The 15,255-nt window shown below is 70.9% G+C and carries 11 protein-coding genes; 7 read left to right on the forward strand and 4 right to left on the reverse strand.

Features of this window, described 5'->3' with window-relative positions:
• Positions 1–40: 40 nt before the first annotated feature.
• The 3 genes from otsB to K5L01_RS01470 form a co-directional block, all read right to left on the reverse strand.
• Complete coding sequence (otsB, locus tag K5L01_RS01460; RefSeq protein WP_250061282.1) at positions 41–784, reverse strand: trehalose-phosphatase; 744 nt, start codon at positions 782–784, stop codon at positions 41–43.
• 46 nt (positions 785–830) lie between these two features.
• Positions 831–1,502 carry a hypothetical protein gene (locus tag K5L01_RS01465; protein ID WP_250061284.1) on the reverse strand — a complete coding sequence of 224 codons (672 nt, stop codon included), beginning with the start codon at positions 1,500–1,502 and terminating at the stop codon, positions 831–833.
• 96 nt (positions 1,503–1,598) lie between these two features.
• Positions 1,599–4,028, reverse strand: coding sequence for a TonB-dependent receptor plug domain-containing protein (locus K5L01_RS01470; RefSeq protein ID WP_250061286.1), 2,430 nt, complete (start codon positions 4,026–4,028; stop codon positions 1,599–1,601).
• A gap of 214 nt (positions 4,029–4,242) precedes the next feature.
• On the opposite strand from K5L01_RS01470, the gene K5L01_RS01475 reads away from it, so the two are divergent.
• The 6 genes from K5L01_RS01475 (at position 4,243) to K5L01_RS01500 (ending at position 13,353) form a co-directional block, all read left to right on the forward strand.
• Complete coding sequence (locus tag K5L01_RS01475) at positions 4,243–4,719, forward strand: DUF3574 domain-containing protein (RefSeq protein WP_250061288.1); 477 nt, start codon at positions 4,243–4,245, stop codon at positions 4,717–4,719.
• Between the two features lie 102 nt (positions 4,720–4,821).
• Positions 4,822–6,540 (forward strand): thiamine pyrophosphate-dependent enzyme, encoded by a 1,719-nt coding sequence (locus K5L01_RS01480; protein ID WP_250061290.1) that lies wholly within the window; start codon positions 4,822–4,824, stop codon positions 6,538–6,540.
• A 130-nt stretch (positions 6,541–6,670) separates the two neighbouring features.
• Positions 6,671–8,260 carry a SulP family inorganic anion transporter gene (locus K5L01_RS01485; protein ID WP_250061292.1) on the forward strand — a complete coding sequence of 530 codons (1,590 nt, stop codon included), beginning with the start codon at positions 6,671–6,673 and terminating at the stop codon, positions 8,258–8,260.
• A 69-nt stretch (positions 8,261–8,329) separates the two neighbouring features.
• Positions 8,330–9,157 carry a DUF3014 domain-containing protein gene (locus K5L01_RS01490; RefSeq protein ID WP_250061294.1) on the forward strand — a complete coding sequence of 276 codons (828 nt, stop codon included), beginning with the start codon at positions 8,330–8,332 and terminating at the stop codon, positions 9,155–9,157.
• Positions 9,158–9,316: 159 nt separating this feature from the next.
• Positions 9,317–11,905, forward strand: a complete 2,589-nt coding sequence (clpB, locus tag K5L01_RS01495; RefSeq protein ID WP_250061296.1) for an ATP-dependent chaperone ClpB — start codon at positions 9,317–9,319, stop codon at positions 11,903–11,905.
• 161 nt (positions 11,906–12,066) lie between these two features.
• On the forward strand, positions 12,067–13,353 hold the full coding sequence (locus K5L01_RS01500) for an O-acetylhomoserine aminocarboxypropyltransferase/cysteine synthase family protein (protein ID WP_250061298.1): 1,287 nt from the start codon (positions 12,067–12,069) through the stop codon (positions 13,351–13,353).
• 73 nt (positions 13,354–13,426) lie between these two features.
• On the opposite strand, the gene K5L01_RS01505 is transcribed toward K5L01_RS01500, so the two are convergent.
• Complete coding sequence (locus tag K5L01_RS01505; protein WP_250061301.1) at positions 13,427–14,077, reverse strand: NAD(P)-dependent oxidoreductase; 651 nt, start codon at positions 14,075–14,077, stop codon at positions 13,427–13,429.
• 121 nt (positions 14,078–14,198) lie between these two features.
• On the opposite strand from K5L01_RS01505, the gene K5L01_RS01510 reads away from it, so the two are divergent.
• Positions 14,199–15,140 carry a LysR family transcriptional regulator gene (locus K5L01_RS01510; protein ID WP_250061302.1) on the forward strand — a complete coding sequence of 314 codons (942 nt, stop codon included), beginning with the start codon at positions 14,199–14,201 and terminating at the stop codon, positions 15,138–15,140.
• The last annotated feature ends 115 nt before the right edge of the window (positions 15,141–15,255 follow it).

Below are 15,255 nucleotides of genomic sequence, written 5' to 3' on the forward strand. Positions count from 1 at the left end.
GGTGTCCAGTGGCGGCGCGCGCCGGCCGGCGCGCACCAGCTCAGGCGGTGCCGGCCTGCAGCCAGTCGTACACCGCGTCCACGCCGGGCAGCGCGTAGTGCGCCCGGCTGGGATGGCGCTCGCCGACCAGGATGCCGTAGCCGCCCAGCTGCGCGGCCGCGGCAAACCCGTCCTCGTCGGTGAGGTCGTCGCCGACGAAGACCGGCGGGCGGCCGGAGAACGGCGCCGCGGCCATCAGCGCGGCGACGGCGGTGCCCTTGTCGTGCCCGGCCGAGACCAGTTCGACGACATGGTTGCCCGGCTGCAGGCGCACGCCCGGCAAGTGCGGCAACTGGGCGTGGGCGAAGGCCACGACCGCCGCTTCGGCGGCCGGGGCGTTGCGCCAGTGCAGGGCCAGCGCCTGGCCCTTGGGCTCCACGCGCACGCCGGGGTGGGCATACGCGAAGGCCATCGCGCGCAGGTGCAGGTCGTGCAGCCAGGACGCCGCGGTGGACGCCTGCGGTTCCGCACCGGGGCGGGGCCGGAGCTGGGTGCCGTGCAGGCCGGCGGCGGGCAGCCGCAGCGGCGCGAACAGCCGGTCGAGCTGGTCCAGGGGGCGGCCGCTGACGAGCGCGAGGGCGCCGTCCAGGCGTGCGGCGACCCGGGCCACCAGCGCGCCGGCGGCAGCCGGCAGGCGGACATCTTCGGGTTGCGCGGAGAAGCCGACCAGGGTGCCGTCCACGTCGAGGAACAGGGCACAGCCGGAATCCAGGGCCGGTGGCGGGCGGAGAAACGCATCTGCCATGCGCACCACTGTGCCATGGCGGTCGTGAGCGAAGGGTTACGTGGGGCTAGGGGGCCGCCTCGTGCGGCGCGGCGAACACGACCCTGCCGGCGGCGTCGAGCATCTCCAGGCGCGGCTCGCCGCGGCTGTCCACGCGCAGGCGGATGCGCTCGCGTCCCTGCGGGTCGGCGAGCAGGATCTCGGCATTCTCGTCCTCGTTGTGGATGGCGATGCGCCGCTGCACGACCCGGCTGGCCTGCAGGACGTCCAGGCCGGCGGGCGGGTGCGAGTTGATCTGCAGGCCGGTCATGGCGCTGCGGTTGTCGGCGCCGACCCGGGTCACCAGCCCGAGGGCGTCGTAGTTGGGGTAGTCGAAGGCCAGCGCGGCGATGCGCCCGGCAGGCGTGTCGGTGAGGGCCAGGCCGCCCATCTCGTCGCCCTTGGCGTCGTAGAACACCAGGCCGGCCGGCTGCACCGCACGCGGGTAGTCCTTGCCGTCCAGGCGCGGCAGGGGAAAGCGGCTTGCGTTGGAGATCACCAGCCGCACGCTGCCATCGGGTTCGACGATGTTGATCCGCTCCACGTCCAGCGTTGCCATGGCCGGCGCCCGCGCGCCCATCAGCAGCACCGTCAGCAGGCCGCCGCCCAGCAGCGCGCAGGCGGCACCGAGCCAGCGCACCCGGCGGTCGAGGCGGGCAAGGCGCTGCCGCAGTTCGGGATCGGTGGCGATGGCGTCCATGGTCCGCGGTTCCGTTGCGAAGGGAGCGCCAGCTTGGCATGCCCCTGGAGCGGACACACGCCGCGTCGCGGCGCGTGTCCGGCAGGGGCCCCGGCGTCAGAAGCTGTAGCGGACGCGGCCGTACCAGTACGCGCCGTTGCTGCCGATCGGCGAGAGCACGTCGTAGGGAAGGTTGCCGAAGTAGTGGATGTCCTCGTTGGAGCGGTCCGGGTAGTTGTCGGTCAGGTTCTGGCCGCCGACGGCCACGCTCCAGCGCGGGGTGATGCGGTACTCCACCTCGGCATCCAGCTGCCATTCGGCCTGGTAGGTCTGGCGCGGGATGTAGCCGCCGCCGAAGTCGAACACGCGCACGGCGCTGCCATGGCGGTTCACGCGGCTGTTCAGCGACCAGCGGTCGTTGCTCCAGCCGGCCGCGAAGCTGGCGCGGCTGCGCGGGGTGGCGTCGGTGAGCGTGTTGCTCTCCTCGATGCCGAACAGCACGTAGTCCGGATCCAGCGCCTGCAGCTGCGCCGGCGTCGCCAGCACGTTCTTCAGCGTGGTCTTGGTGTACGCGTAGGTGCCGGTCAGCAGCAGCTGGCCGTTGCCCAGCGCCTGCCGCCAGTTGCCCACCAGCTCGGCGCCGCGGGTGCGGGTATCGGCGGCGTTGACGAAGAAGCTGGCGCTCTGCAGGCCGGTCACGCCGTACTGGGCGGCCACGTAGTCGGTCAGCGCATCGCCGGTGATGCTCTCCGACAGCGCGATGCGGTCGTCGATGTCGATCTGGAAGAAGTCCAGTGACAGGTCGAAGTGCTCGCCGATGCGGCTGGTGAAGCCCAGCGAGGTGTTCAGCGACTTCTCCGGCTTCAGGTCGCGGGCACCGAGGCCGCGGGCGATCGGGTTGTTGACCGACAGCAGCCGGCCCTGCACCAGCTGGCCGCCGGCGTTGTAGCCGGTGGAGGTGGATTCGTAGCCGATCTGCGCCAGCGACGGCGCGCGGAAGTTGTTGGACAGCGCGCCGCGCAGGGCGAACGCCGGCGCGAATTCGTAGCGCAGGCCGAGCTTGCCGGTCAGTTCGCCGCCGAAATCGTCGTTGTGCTCGTAGCGTGCGGCCAGGTCGGTGGAGAGCTTGTCGCCGAACTGGCTGGACAGGCTGGCATAGGCGCTGGCGACCTCGCGCGACAGCGAGGCGGCATCCTGCGGGGTCAGGCCACCGCCGGCCTGCGAGCCGGTCGGGCGGTCGGTATAGGGGCCGGCGGCATAGCTGGACGGGTGCCCCGGGCGGGTCCGGTAGCGCTCATGGCGCGCTTCCACGCCCAGGCCGAGCACGTGGCTGATCGCCTCGGACTGGTCGAACACCCGGCTCAGGTCGAGGTTGGCCACGGTCTGCGCATAGTGGTAGTCGGCGGTCTTGAAGCGGGTGGGGCTGTCGGGGCCGAGCGACGCGTTGAGCGAATTGCGCAGGCGGTAGGTGAAGTCGTTGCGGCCATGGTCCAGGCTGCCGTCGTAGCTCCACTCGCCCCATTGGCCGCGCAGGCCGGCGACCGCCTGCGAATCGCGGTTCTCGCCCTCGGAGATCGGGCGGTAGCCGTCCGGGTAGACCTCCTTCCAGTTGGCCTCGCCGTCGGGATAGCGGAAGTAGTTGGCGCCTTCGGTGTCACGCTGGTTGAAGGTGCCGAAGGCATAGAACGTGGCGGTCTGGCCGACCGGGATCTCGGTGTTCAGCCACAGGTTGAGGTCCTTGCTCTTGCCATCGCCCAGCACGTAGTTGCGCTTGCCCTGCAGGGCCAGGTTGCCGGGGGTCTGGTCCCACGGCGGGATCTGGTCGAAACCGGCGCGGTTGGTCGCCTTGCGTTCCTTGTACTCCAGGCCGACGCGCAGGAAACCGCCGTCCTCGCCCAGGACGGTGCCGACCTTGGCGCTGATGTTGCCGGTCTGGCCGTCGGTGAGGGTGCGGCCGATCGGCTTGAGGTCGGTGTGGTGGGCGCCGTAGCTGGCCTCGATCTCGCCACCGTCGCCGCCGTTGTCGAGGATCACGTTGATCACCCCGGCCACGGCATCGGAGCCGTACAGCGCACCGGCGCCGTCGCGCAGGACCTCGATGCGCTTGATCGCGCTGACCGGGATCGCGTTGAAGTCCACCGGGGTGGTGCCCTTGCCGATCTTGCTGTCGGTGTTGACCAGCGCGGTGTGGTGGCGGCGCTTGCCGTTGACCAGCACCAGCACCTGGTCCGGCGACAGGCCGCGCAGCTGCGCGGCGCGCACGTGGTCGGCACCGCCGGAATTGGACTGGCGCGGGAAGTTGAACGAAGGCAGCAGCGCCTGCAGCGCGCTGCCCAGCTCGCCGTTGATCACGCCGGCCTTGCGGAGGTCCTCGGCGCTCAGCACGTCCACCGGCGAGGTGGACTCCAGCACGGTGCGGTCGGCGGCACGGGTGCCGGTGACGATGACCGTGTCCAGGTGGGTGACGTCCTGGGCGGCAGCCAGGGCGGGAGACAGGGCGAGGGCGATGGCGAGGCCAAGCGGCGACGCGGACAGGCGGGGGGACATGCGGACTCCGACGACAGCGAGGGTGGGGAAGGGGAGGTTTTGCTTACATCCATCCGGATGAAGCGATATATTATCTTCGCGTGATGACCGGGGTGGCGCAAGCCCCCTTGCACTGCATGAGCTGATGCCGTGGCCGCATCAGCGCCCGCCGGGCGCCGTGGCCGCGGCATGCCGGTCGCCGCCCCGCCTTTCCCCCTCCCCAGGAGCCGTAACGATGAAACACCTCGCCCTTGCCCTCGCCGTGCTGCTGGCCAGCAGCGGCTGCGCCACGCTCGCCTCGCCGCCGCCGGCCGGTGCCACGACCACCGCCGACCTGCAGGGCGACGCGGCACGCCCGGCCAGTGCCCAGGGCTGGGTGCGCAGCGAGCTCTACTTCGGTGTCGGCGAGGAGCGCGGCGAAGGCGAGCGTCCGCAGGCCGACCCGATCAGCGACGCCCAGTGGCGCGACTTCCTGGACACGGAAGTGACCGCGCGCTTCCCGGACGGCCTGACGGTCTTCGACGCCTACGGGCAGTGGCTGTTCCGCGGCGATGCCGCTCCCAACCGCCTGCGCACCAAGGTGCTGGTGGTGCTGCACGAGGACACCCCGCAGCGCCGTGCCGACATCGAGGCCATCCGCCTGGCATGGAAGCGGCAGACCCGGCACCAGTCGGTGCTGTGGTCGCGGCAGGCGGTGGACATCTCGTTCTGAGCCACCGCGGCGCGCCGGCCCGGCGGATGCCGGCCGGCGCGGCGACGGCGGCGTCACCCGCCGGGGGCTAGCCTCGGGTCTCTCCCCGACGAGGCGGTCCCCATGAGCACACGCGTTGCCGAAATCGTCGTCGATACCCTGGAGCAGGCGGGCGTCCGCCGGTGCTACGGAATCGTCGGCGACACCCTCAACCATGTCACCGACGCCCTGCACCGCAGCGGGATCGAATGGGTGCACGTGCGCCACGAGGAAGTGGCGGCCTTCGCCGCCGGCGCCGATTCGCTGGTCAGCGGCCAGCTCACCGCCTGCGCCGGTTCGTGCGGCCCCGGCGGCCTGCACTTCATCAACGGCATCTTCGAGAGCAACCGCAACCGCGCGCCGATGGTGCTGATCGCCAGCCAGGTGGTCACCAGCGAACTGGGCATGGAATTCCCCCAGGAGGTGGATTTCAAGGCGGTCTATGGAGGCTGCACGGTGTTCTGCGAGCAGGTGCACAGCCCCGAACAGGCGCGTCGCGTGGTAGCGCTGGCCTGCCAGGCGGCGATCAGCCGCCGCGGCGTGGCGGTGGTGGTGCTGCCGGCCGACATCAGCGAGGCCGAGGTCAAGCACGATCCGCCGTTCTCGGTGCACTACGCCCAGCCGCTGCTGCGCCCGTCCGATGCCGAGCTGCAGCGCATCGCCGAGCTGCTGGGGCAGGGCAAGCGCATCGGCATCTACGCCGGCGCCGGTTGCCAGGGCGCACACGCGCAGTTGCTCGAGCTTGCCCAGCGACTGCAGGCGCCGGTGGCGCACACCTCGCGCGCCAAGGACTTCGTCGAGCCCGACAACCCCTACAACATGGGCATGACCGGCATCTTCGGCATCGAGTCCGGCTTCCACACGCTGATGGCATGCGACACGCTGCTGCTGCTCGGTGCCGACTTCGCCTGGGGCCAGTTCTATCCGGACAAGGCCACGATCATCCAGATCGACCGCGACGGCAGCCACCTGGGCCGCCGCCATCCGGTGGACCTGGGCGTGGTCGGCGACATCGCGCCGACGCTGGAGGCGCTGCTGCCGCTGCTGGCGCCGCGCGAGGACGGCGCGTTCCTGGAAGAGTGCAGCGAGCGTCGCGACAAGGCGCTGCGCAAGCGCGAACAGGAAGAGCAGCCGGGCGAGGGCGGGTTGATCCATCCGCAGCACCTGACCGCGCTGCTGTCCAGGCACGCGGCCGACGATGCGCTGTTCACCGCCGACGGCGGCTCGCCGATGGTATGGGTGCTGCGCCACATCCGCGTCAACGGCCGCCGCCGCACGCTGACCAGCCTGCTGCACGGCACGATGGCCAACGCGATGCCACAGGCACTGGGCCTGCAGAAGGCGTTCCCCGGCCGCCAGGTGATCTCGCTGTCCGGCGATGGCGGCCTGGCGATGCTGCTGGGCGACCTGCTCACCGCGGTGCAGGAGCAGCTGCCGATCAAGGTGGTGGTGTTCAACAACGGCTCGCTGAACTTCGTCGAGCTGGAACAGAAGGTGGAAGGCCTGCTGGACAACTACACCGACCTGAAGAATCCGGATTTCGGCCGCCTGGCCGAGGTCATCGGCTTCCATGGCCGCACCGTCACCCGCAGCGAGGACCTGGAGGAGGCGGTGCTGGACCTGCTGGCCCAGCGCGGCCCGGCGCTGCTGGACGTGCACACCAGCCGCGCCGAGCTGGTGATGCCGCCGCAGATCGAGGCAAAGCAGGTGGCGGGTACCGCGCTGTACGCCGCCAAGGCGGTGCTGAACGGCCGCTTCGACGACGTCAAGCACCTGCTGGTGGACAATTTCCTGAAGAAGTAGCGGCAGCGGGCCCGGCCTGCGTGCGGCGGGCCCGGAAGGGCGGGGGCGGTGGACGCTGATGCCGGCGCGGCATTGGCGCCGCCGCGCCGCTGGCCCTACCATCGGCGGCCCCCACTGGCTCGGCTTTCCCATGTCCGCTCATGCTTCCGTCGCTCCGCCGCGCTGGTTCGTCGCCGGCGACCTCAACGGCTTCTTCGGCCTGGTGGTCGACAACCTGTCCATCCTCGGCTTCATCGCCATGGCGCTGGTGGGCATCTTCCAGTTCCCGGCCGAGGTGGTGTTTGGGCGCATGTTCCCCGGTACCGCGTTCGGCGTGCTGGTGGGCAACCTGCTGTACACGCTGATGGCGCGCCGGCTGGCCGCACGTACTGGCCGCGCCGACGTCACCGCGATGCCGCTGGGGCTGGACGCACCCACCAGCATCGGCATGGCGCTGCTGGTGCTGGGCCCGGCCTTCGCCGGCTTCAAGCAGCAGGGGCTGGACCCGCAGGCCGCGGCGATCGCCACCTGGCAGCTGGGCATGGCCGCGCTGGTGATCATGGGACTGCTCAAGCTGGTGCTGTCGTTCTTCGGCGAAGCGGTGACCCGGGCGCTGCCGCGCGCGGCGCTGCTCGGTTCCATCGCCGGCATCGCGCTGGTGCTGATGGGGCTGCTGCCGCTGCTGGAGACGCTGCGCTCGCCGGTGGCCGGGTTCGTCACGCTCGGGCTGCTGCTGTACGTGCTGATCGCCAAGGGCCGGCTGCCGGTGCGGGCGCCGGGCGTGCTGGTCGCCTTCCTGGTCGGTACCGCGCTGTACTACGGGCTGGGCATGGCGGGGCTGGGTGCCCCCGGCTTCGCGCTGCCGCAGTGGACGCCGCCGCAGGTGGTGCTGCCGTTGCCGACGCTGGGTTTCATCCAGGGCCTGCCGGCGGCGATGGACTATCTGCCGCTGCTGCTGCCGTTCGGGTTGCTGATGGTGGTTGGCGGCATCAACGTCTCGGAGAGCGCGCGGGTGGCCGGTGACGATTTCCGCACCCGCGACATCCTGCTGGTCGAGGCGCTGGCCACGCTGGTCGCCGGCCTCTGCGGCGGCGTCGCCCAGACCACGCCCTATATCGGCCAGCCGGCCTACAAGCACATGGGCGCACGCAGCGGCTATACCCTGCTCACCGGACTGTTCATCGGCATCGGCGGCATGCTCGGGGTGATCGCCGGCCTGGTGCAGTGGCTGCCGCTGGCGGTGCTGGCGCCGATCATCGTCTACGTGGCGATCGACATCACCACCCAGGCGTTCGAGGCCACGCCGAAGCGGCACGCCGCGGCGATGGTGCTGGGCTTCCTGCCGTCGGTGGCCTACCTGCTGGCGATCAAGGCACCGGGCTGGCTGTCCCCGGAGCGGCTGGTGGAATTGACCACCGTGCTGGACGGCCACGGGTTGCCGGAGCTGGCGGTGATCTTCGCGCTGGGCAACGGCTTCATCATCACCGCGATGCTGTGGATCGCGATGGTGGTGGCGATGATCGATCAGCAGCTGCGGCGGGCGTCGGCACTGCTGCTGATCGCCGCGCTGCTGACCCTGTTCGGTCTGATCCACTCGGTCGATCCGCGCGGCGGGGTCTACCTGCCCTGGCAGCTGGAGGGGCTGGCCCGGACCCTCAGCTGGCAGTTCGCCGGCGCCTATGCCGCGCTGGCGGCGGTGTTGGCGCTGCTGTCGTTGCAGCGCCCGCGGCCGGCGGCCTGACCCGACGTCGGGAACCGACGACGGTCGGCCGGGTCTGAGAACGGTGATCGCAATCCTGAGGTGAGCTCGATGCAGAACGGAAAAACGGTATGGCCATGGGCCGTGGCAGGCGTCGTGGTGCTGGGCGGCGCGGCGTGGTGGCTGTTCCGCGATGACCTGAAGACGGTGGCGCCGCCGCCGGCGGTCGTGCACGAACAGGCGCCCGCGGCGGCCGTGCCGGCCACGGTGCCGGCGCCGGACCCGGCCGCGGCGGCCGCGCCGGAGCATCCGCTGCCGTTGGCGGCGGCCGCCGACGGCGGGCTGCCGCCGCTGGGCGACAGCGACGCGCGGGTACGGGACGACCTGTCGGCGCTGTTCCCGGCCTCTGTGCTGGGCCTGCTGCTGCCGGACCACCTGATCCAGCGGCTGGTGACCCACGTGGACAACCTCACCGAAGCCCGGGTGCCCTCGACGGCGCTGGCGCTGCAGGCGGTGCCCGGGACGCTGCAGGTGGAAGAGGACGGGGCCGGCGGCACCGCCCTTGCCGCCGGCAATGCCGCCCGCTACGCCCCGTACGTGGCGGCGTTCACCGCCGCGGATGCCGACGCGCTCGCGGCGGCCTACATGCGCCTGTATCCGCTGGTCCAGGAGGCATGGCGGGAGCTGGGGCATCCCGACGGCCATTTCAACGACCGCCTGGTGATCGTGATCGACCACCTGCTGCGGACCCCCGAGTTGGCGCAGCCGCCGGCGCTGGAGCGGGACGCGCGCGGCCGCTACCGGTTCGTCGACCCGGAGCTGCAGGGGCGTTCGATCGGACAGAAGGCGCTGTTGCGGCTGGATGCGGAACAGGCGCGGGTGGTGAAGCGGCAGCTGCGGGCGATCCGCCAGGCGGTGACCCGCGGCGGCCCGGGCTGATTGCGCAGGATCAATGCCCGCCGCGGCGGCCCGGCGATACTGGCCGGGTACCGCGGCTGCGGCTGAACACCTGCCCGGAACGGGCTTGAATCACACCGCCGCAACCGCATCTGGACCAGTATCGCCGGCAGTGCCGGCCCCTGATTCGGGATGATCGCCATGCGGATGGACAAGCTCACCTCCAACTTCCAGAAGGCCCTGGCCGACGCGCAGTCGCTGGCCGTGGGCCGCGACCACAACCTCATCGAACCGGCGCACCTGCTGGCGGCGCTGCTCGACCAGCCCGGCGGCAGCAGCCGGCCGCTGCTGGCCCAGGCCGGGGTCAACGTGCCGCTGCTGCGCGAGCGCCTGGGCGAAGCCCTGGACGCGCTGCCCAAGGTGTCCGGCCAGGCCGGCAGCCTGTCGCTGGGCAACGACCTGGGGCGCCTGCTCAACGCCACCGACAAGCTGGCCCAGCAGCACAACGACCAGTTCATCGCCAGCGAATGGTTCCTGCTGGCCGCCGTCGACGACGGCGGCGCCGCCGGCATGGCGCTGCGCGCGGCCGGCGCCGACCGGAAGAAACTCGAGGCGGCCATCGACAGGCTGCGCGGCGGCGAAACCGTGCAGAGCGAGAACGCCGAGGAACAGCGCCAGGCGCTGGAGAAGTACACCATCGACCTGACCGCGCGTGCCGAGAGCGGCAAGCTCGATCCGGTGATCGGGCGCGACGAGGAGATCCGCCGCACCATCCAGGTGCTGCAGCGCCGCACCAAGAACAACCCGGTGCTGATCGGCGAGCCCGGCGTGGGCAAGACCGCGATCGTCGAAGGCCTGGCCCAGCGCATCGTCAACGATGAGGTGCCCGAGGGCCTGCGCGGCAAGCGCGTGCTGTCGCTGGACATGGGCGCGCTGATCGCCGGCGCCAAGTTCCGCGGCGAGTTCGAGGAGCGCCTGAAGGGCGTGCTCAACGACCTGGCCAAGAACGAGGGCCAGATCATCCTGTTCATCGACGAGCTGCACACCATGGTCGGCGCCGGCAAGGCCGATGGCGCCATGGACGCCGGCAACATGCTCAAGCCGGCGCTGGCGCGCGGCGAGCTGCACTGCATCGGCGCGACCACGCTGGACGAGTACCGCCAGTACATCGAGAAGGATGCCGCGCTGGAGCGCCGTTTCCAGAAGGTGTTCGTCGGCGAGCCGAGCGTGGAGGACACCATCGCCATCCTGCGCGGGCTGAAGGAAAAGTATGCCGTGCACCACAGCGTGGAGATCACCGATCCGGCCATCGTCGCCGCGGCCACGTTGTCCAACCGCTACATCGCCGACCGCCAGCTGCCGGACAAGGCCATCGACCTGATGGACGAGGCCGCCAGCCGCATCCGCATGGAGATCGACTCCAAGCCGGAAGAGCTCGACCGCCTCGAACGCCGCCTTATCCAGCTGAAGATCCAGCGCGAGATGTTGAAGAAGGAAAAGGACGACGCCTCGCAGAAGCGTCTGGCCGACCTGGAGCTGGATATCGAGAAGCTCGAGCGCGAGTTCTCCGACCTCAACGAAATCTGGAAGGCGGAAAAAGCCGCCGTGCAGGGGTCGGCGCAGATCCAGCAGCAGATCGAGCAGAACCGCATCGAACTGGATGCCGCCCAGCGCCGTGGCGATCTCAGCCGCGTGGCCGAACTGCAGTATGGCGTGATTCCCGAGCTGGAGCGCCGCCTGCAGATGGCCGACCAGCAGGAAGGGCAGGCCGGGTTCCGGCTGCTGCGCAACAAGGTGACCGACGAGGAGATCGCCGAGGTCGTCTCGCGCTGGACCGGCATCCCGGTGAACCGGATGCTCGAGGGCGAGCGCGACAAGCTGCTGCGCATGGAGGAGATGCTGCATGCCCGCGTGGTCGGCCAGGACGAGGCGATCCGCGTGGTCTCCGACGCGGTGCGCCGCTCGCGTGCCGGCCTGTCCGACCCGAACCGGCCCAGCGGCTCGTTCCTGTTCCTGGGCCCCACCGGCGTGGGCAAGACCGAGCTGACCAAGGCGCTGGCCGACTTCCTGTTCGACAGCCCCGACGCCATGGTGCGCATCGACATGAGCGAGTTCATGGAGAAGCACAGTGTCTCGCGCCTGATCGGCGCGCCCCCGGGCTACGTCGGCTACGAGGAAGGCGGTTACCTCACCGAGGCGGTGCGCCGCCGCCCGTACAGCGTGATCCTGCTGGACGAGGTGGAGAAGGCGCACCCGGACGTGTTCAATATCCTGCTGCAGGTGCTGGACGACGGCCGCCTGACCGACGGCCAGGGGCGCACCGTGGACTTCCGCAACACCGTCATCGTGATGACCTCCAACCTGGGCTCGCACCAGATCCAGGAGCTGAGCGCGGACGATTCGCCGGAGGCCTACACGCAGATGAAGGCCGCGGTGATGGGGGTGGTGCAGGCGCACTTCCGCCCGGAGTTCATCAACCGCCTGGACGACATCGTCGTGTTCCACCCGCTGGACAAGCAGCAGATCCGGCAGATCGCGCGGATCCAGATGCGCGGGCTGGAAAAGCGGCTGGGCGAGCGCGGGCTGAAGCTGGACGTGGCCGATTCGGCATTCGACCTGCTGGGCAATGTCGGCTTCGACCCGGTATACGGCGCCCGCCCGCTCAAGCGGGCGATCCAGCAGCAGCTGGAAAACCCGCTGGCGCAGAAGATCCTCGCCGGCGCGTTCGCCGGCGGCGACACCATCCACGTCGAGGCCGGCGGCGGGCAGCTGCAGTTCGCCAAGGCCTGAGCCCGGCGCCGGGCAGGCCGCCCATGGTCCGGGGGCCGGGGCGGCCTGCAGCGCCTTGCGCATGAGCTGATGCCATCCGCTCACCAGTAACGGCTGCAACGGTGGTTCGAATGCGGCGGGATGTGGGCTATCGTTGGCGGCCCCCTCCGAGCGAACCTCCGATGACCAATCCGCAGTGGAAGCCTGAAACCATCGCCGTTCACGGCGGTTATTCGCCGGACCCGACCACCCGCGCGGTGGCGGTGCCGATCTACCAGACCGTGGCCTACGCGTTCGACGATACCCAGCACGGTGCGGACCTGTTCGACCTGAAGGTGCAGGGCAACATCTACACCCGCATCATGAACCCGACTACGGACGTGCTGGAGCAGCGCATCGCGGCGCTGGAGGGCGGCATCGGCGCGCTGGCGCTGGCCTCCGGCCAGGCGGCGATCACCTATGCGATCCAGACCATCGCCGAGGCCGGCGACAACATCCTGGCGTCCAGCGCCCTGTACGGCGGCACCTACAACCTGTTCGCGCATACCCTGCCGCAGTTCGGCATCCAGACCCGCTTCGCCGACTACCGCGACCCGCAGGCCTTCGCGGCGCTGATCGACGACCGTACCAAGGCGGTGTTCGTCGAGTCCATCGGCAATCCGCGCGGCAACATCACCGACATCGAGGCCATCGTGGCGATCGCCCATGCCCACGGCGTGCCGGTGATCGTGGACAACACCGTGGCCACCCCGTACCTGCAGCGCCCGTTCGACTTCGGCGCCGACATCGTGGTGCATTCGCTGACCAAGTACCTCGGCGGCCATGGCACCAGCCTGGGCGGCGCCATCGTCGACTCCGGGCGCTTCCCGTGGGCCGAGCACAAGCAGCGCTTCCCGCGGCTCAACACGCCCGACGTCAGCTACCACGGCGTGGTCTACACCGAGGCGCTGGGGCCGGCGGCCTACATCGGCCGCGCCCGGGTGGTGCCGCTGCGCAACACCGGGGCGGCGATCTCGCCGTTCAACGCGTTCCAGATCCTGCAAGGCATCGAGACCCTGGCACTGCGCATGGACCGGATCAACAGCAACACGCTGGCGGTGGCCAAGTACCTGCAGGGCCATGCCAAGGTGGCCTGGGTCAACTACGCGGCGCTGGCCGACCACCCCGAGCATGCGCTGGTGCAGAAGTACCTGCGCGGCCAGGGGTCGGGCGTGCTGACCTTCGGCCTGCCCGGCGGCCGCGAAGCCGGCGCGCGATTCCTGGATGCGCTGCAGCTGTTCACCCGCCTGGTGAACCTGGGCGACGCCAAGTCGCTGGCCACGCACCCGGCCTCGACCACCCATCGCCAGCTCGACGAGGCCGAGCTGGAGAAGGCCGGCGTGACGCTGGACACGGTGCGGCTGTCGGTGGGCATCGAGCACATCGACGACCTGCTGGCCGACCTCGAGCAGGCGCTGGCCAAGGCCTGAGGCCGCCCCCGGGACACCGCGGGCGGCAGGCGCTCCCCTTCCATGGAAGGGGAGGCTGCGGCGCGGTCCGGCGTCACCAGGCGACGGTGAAGCGGCGGCGCGGGTGCCGGGGCTGTTCCAGTTCATCGACCAGGGCCACCGCCAGATCCGCCGCGCTGATGGTGCCCGGACCGTCGGCGGCCATCAGTGGCGCATCGCCGCCGGTGCGGTAGCAGCCGGTCCGGGTGTCCGGGCCACCGGCATGGAACCCGACCGGCGGGCTGAGGAAGGTCCAGTCCAGCGTGGGCTCCGTCTTCAGCGCCTCCAGCGCATCGCGTGCGGCACGGGCGCCGTCACGGTAGGCCGGCGGAAAGTCCGGCGCGTCGACCAGCTGGGTGCCGTCGGCAGCCCGCAGGCTGCCGGCGCCGCCGACCATCAGGTAGCGCTTCACCCCGGCGGCCTTGGTGCCGGCGACGATGGCGTGCGCGCCTTTCAGGAAGTCGCGGTAGAGGTCCGGGTTGTCCCAGCCGGCGTTGTAGGCGCTGACCACCGCGTCGCTGCCGGCCACGGCGTCCCGTACCTGCGTGGCGTCCTGCGCGTCGGCACGCACGACGCGCAGGTGGTCGCGTGCGGCGAGCCTGCCCGGGTCGCGGACCAGCGCGGTGACCTCGTGGCCACGGGCCAGCAGTTCGTCGAGCAGGGCGCGGCCGACGAAGCCGGTGGCGCCGATCAGGGCAATGTTCATGGTGGTTCCTCGCAGGGATGGGAGGCCGACAGTCTCCCCCCGCCCCGGTGACGGCGGCAGTCCCTGCGCGCCACAATCACCTTGAAGCCAGGCTTCACGATGCCGGCAACAGGAGGGGACGATGGACGACGTCAGGCGCATGGCGCTGTTCGCGCAGGTGGTCCAGCACGGCTCGATGAGCGCGGCGGCGCGCGCGCTGGGCATGAGCACCTCGGCGGTCAGCCAGCAGGTGCGGGCGCTGGAGCGGGCCGCCGGCGTGGCCCTGCTGCACCGTTCCACCCGGCGCCTGTCGCTGACCGATGTCGGCGGGCGCTACTACGCGGCCTGTGCGCGCCTGCTGGACGCCGCGGGCGAAGCCGAGGCCGAACTGTCGGCCGCGCGCCATGCGCCCAGCGGCGAGCTGCGCCTGTCCGCACCGCTGGGCATGGCCGACCACATCGGCCCGGCGCTGGGACCATGGCTGCGCGACAACCCGCAACTGCGCCTGTCCCTGCACTTCGAGGACGGTTGGACCGACCTGGTGCAGGCGCGCATCGACCTGGCAGTGCGGTTCGGGCGGTTGCCCGACAGCGACTGGATGGCGCAGCGCCTGGGCACCCTGCAGCGCTGGCCCTGCGCCTCGCCGGAGTGGCTGCGGGTCCATGGCGAACCGGCCGATCCCCTCCAGGTGCCGGGCAACGAGTGGCTGGGCCTGGCGCAGGTGCCGGGGCTGGCCTGGCGGCACCGGGTATCGGGACAGGAACGGCAGGTGCCGGCGCATCCTCGCCTGGTCAGCCACAACCAGCCGGCGGTGCGCCAGTTGTGCGTGTCGGGCCTGGGCGTGGCGGTGCTGACCTGCCTGGACGTGATGCCGCTGCTGGCCGACGGCCGGCTGGTGCGGCTGCTGCCGGAATGGGATGTCCCGCCGCTGCCGGCATGGGCGGTGACACCGCACCGGCAGACCCAGCCGGCCAAGGTCCGCCAGGCGATCGACCTGCTGGGGGACTACCTCGGGCGGATTCCCGGTGTTTCCGGTCCTGCGGCCCGAGTATCCGTGGCCGGTCCACCTCCCTCCGCCGACTGACGGTTGCCGGCAGGTTCCCGGCGTGTCCGGATTGCCGCCGCTTTTCCGATCTACCCGATGACGCCGCATTCCGCGGCGCATCGAGTCCTTCAGGGAGAGCATCCACGTGAACCGA

The organism is Stenotrophomonas mori, from assembly GCF_023556335.1.
GTDB classification, from domain to species: Bacteria; Pseudomonadota; Gammaproteobacteria; order Xanthomonadales; family Xanthomonadaceae; genus Stenotrophomonas; species Stenotrophomonas mori.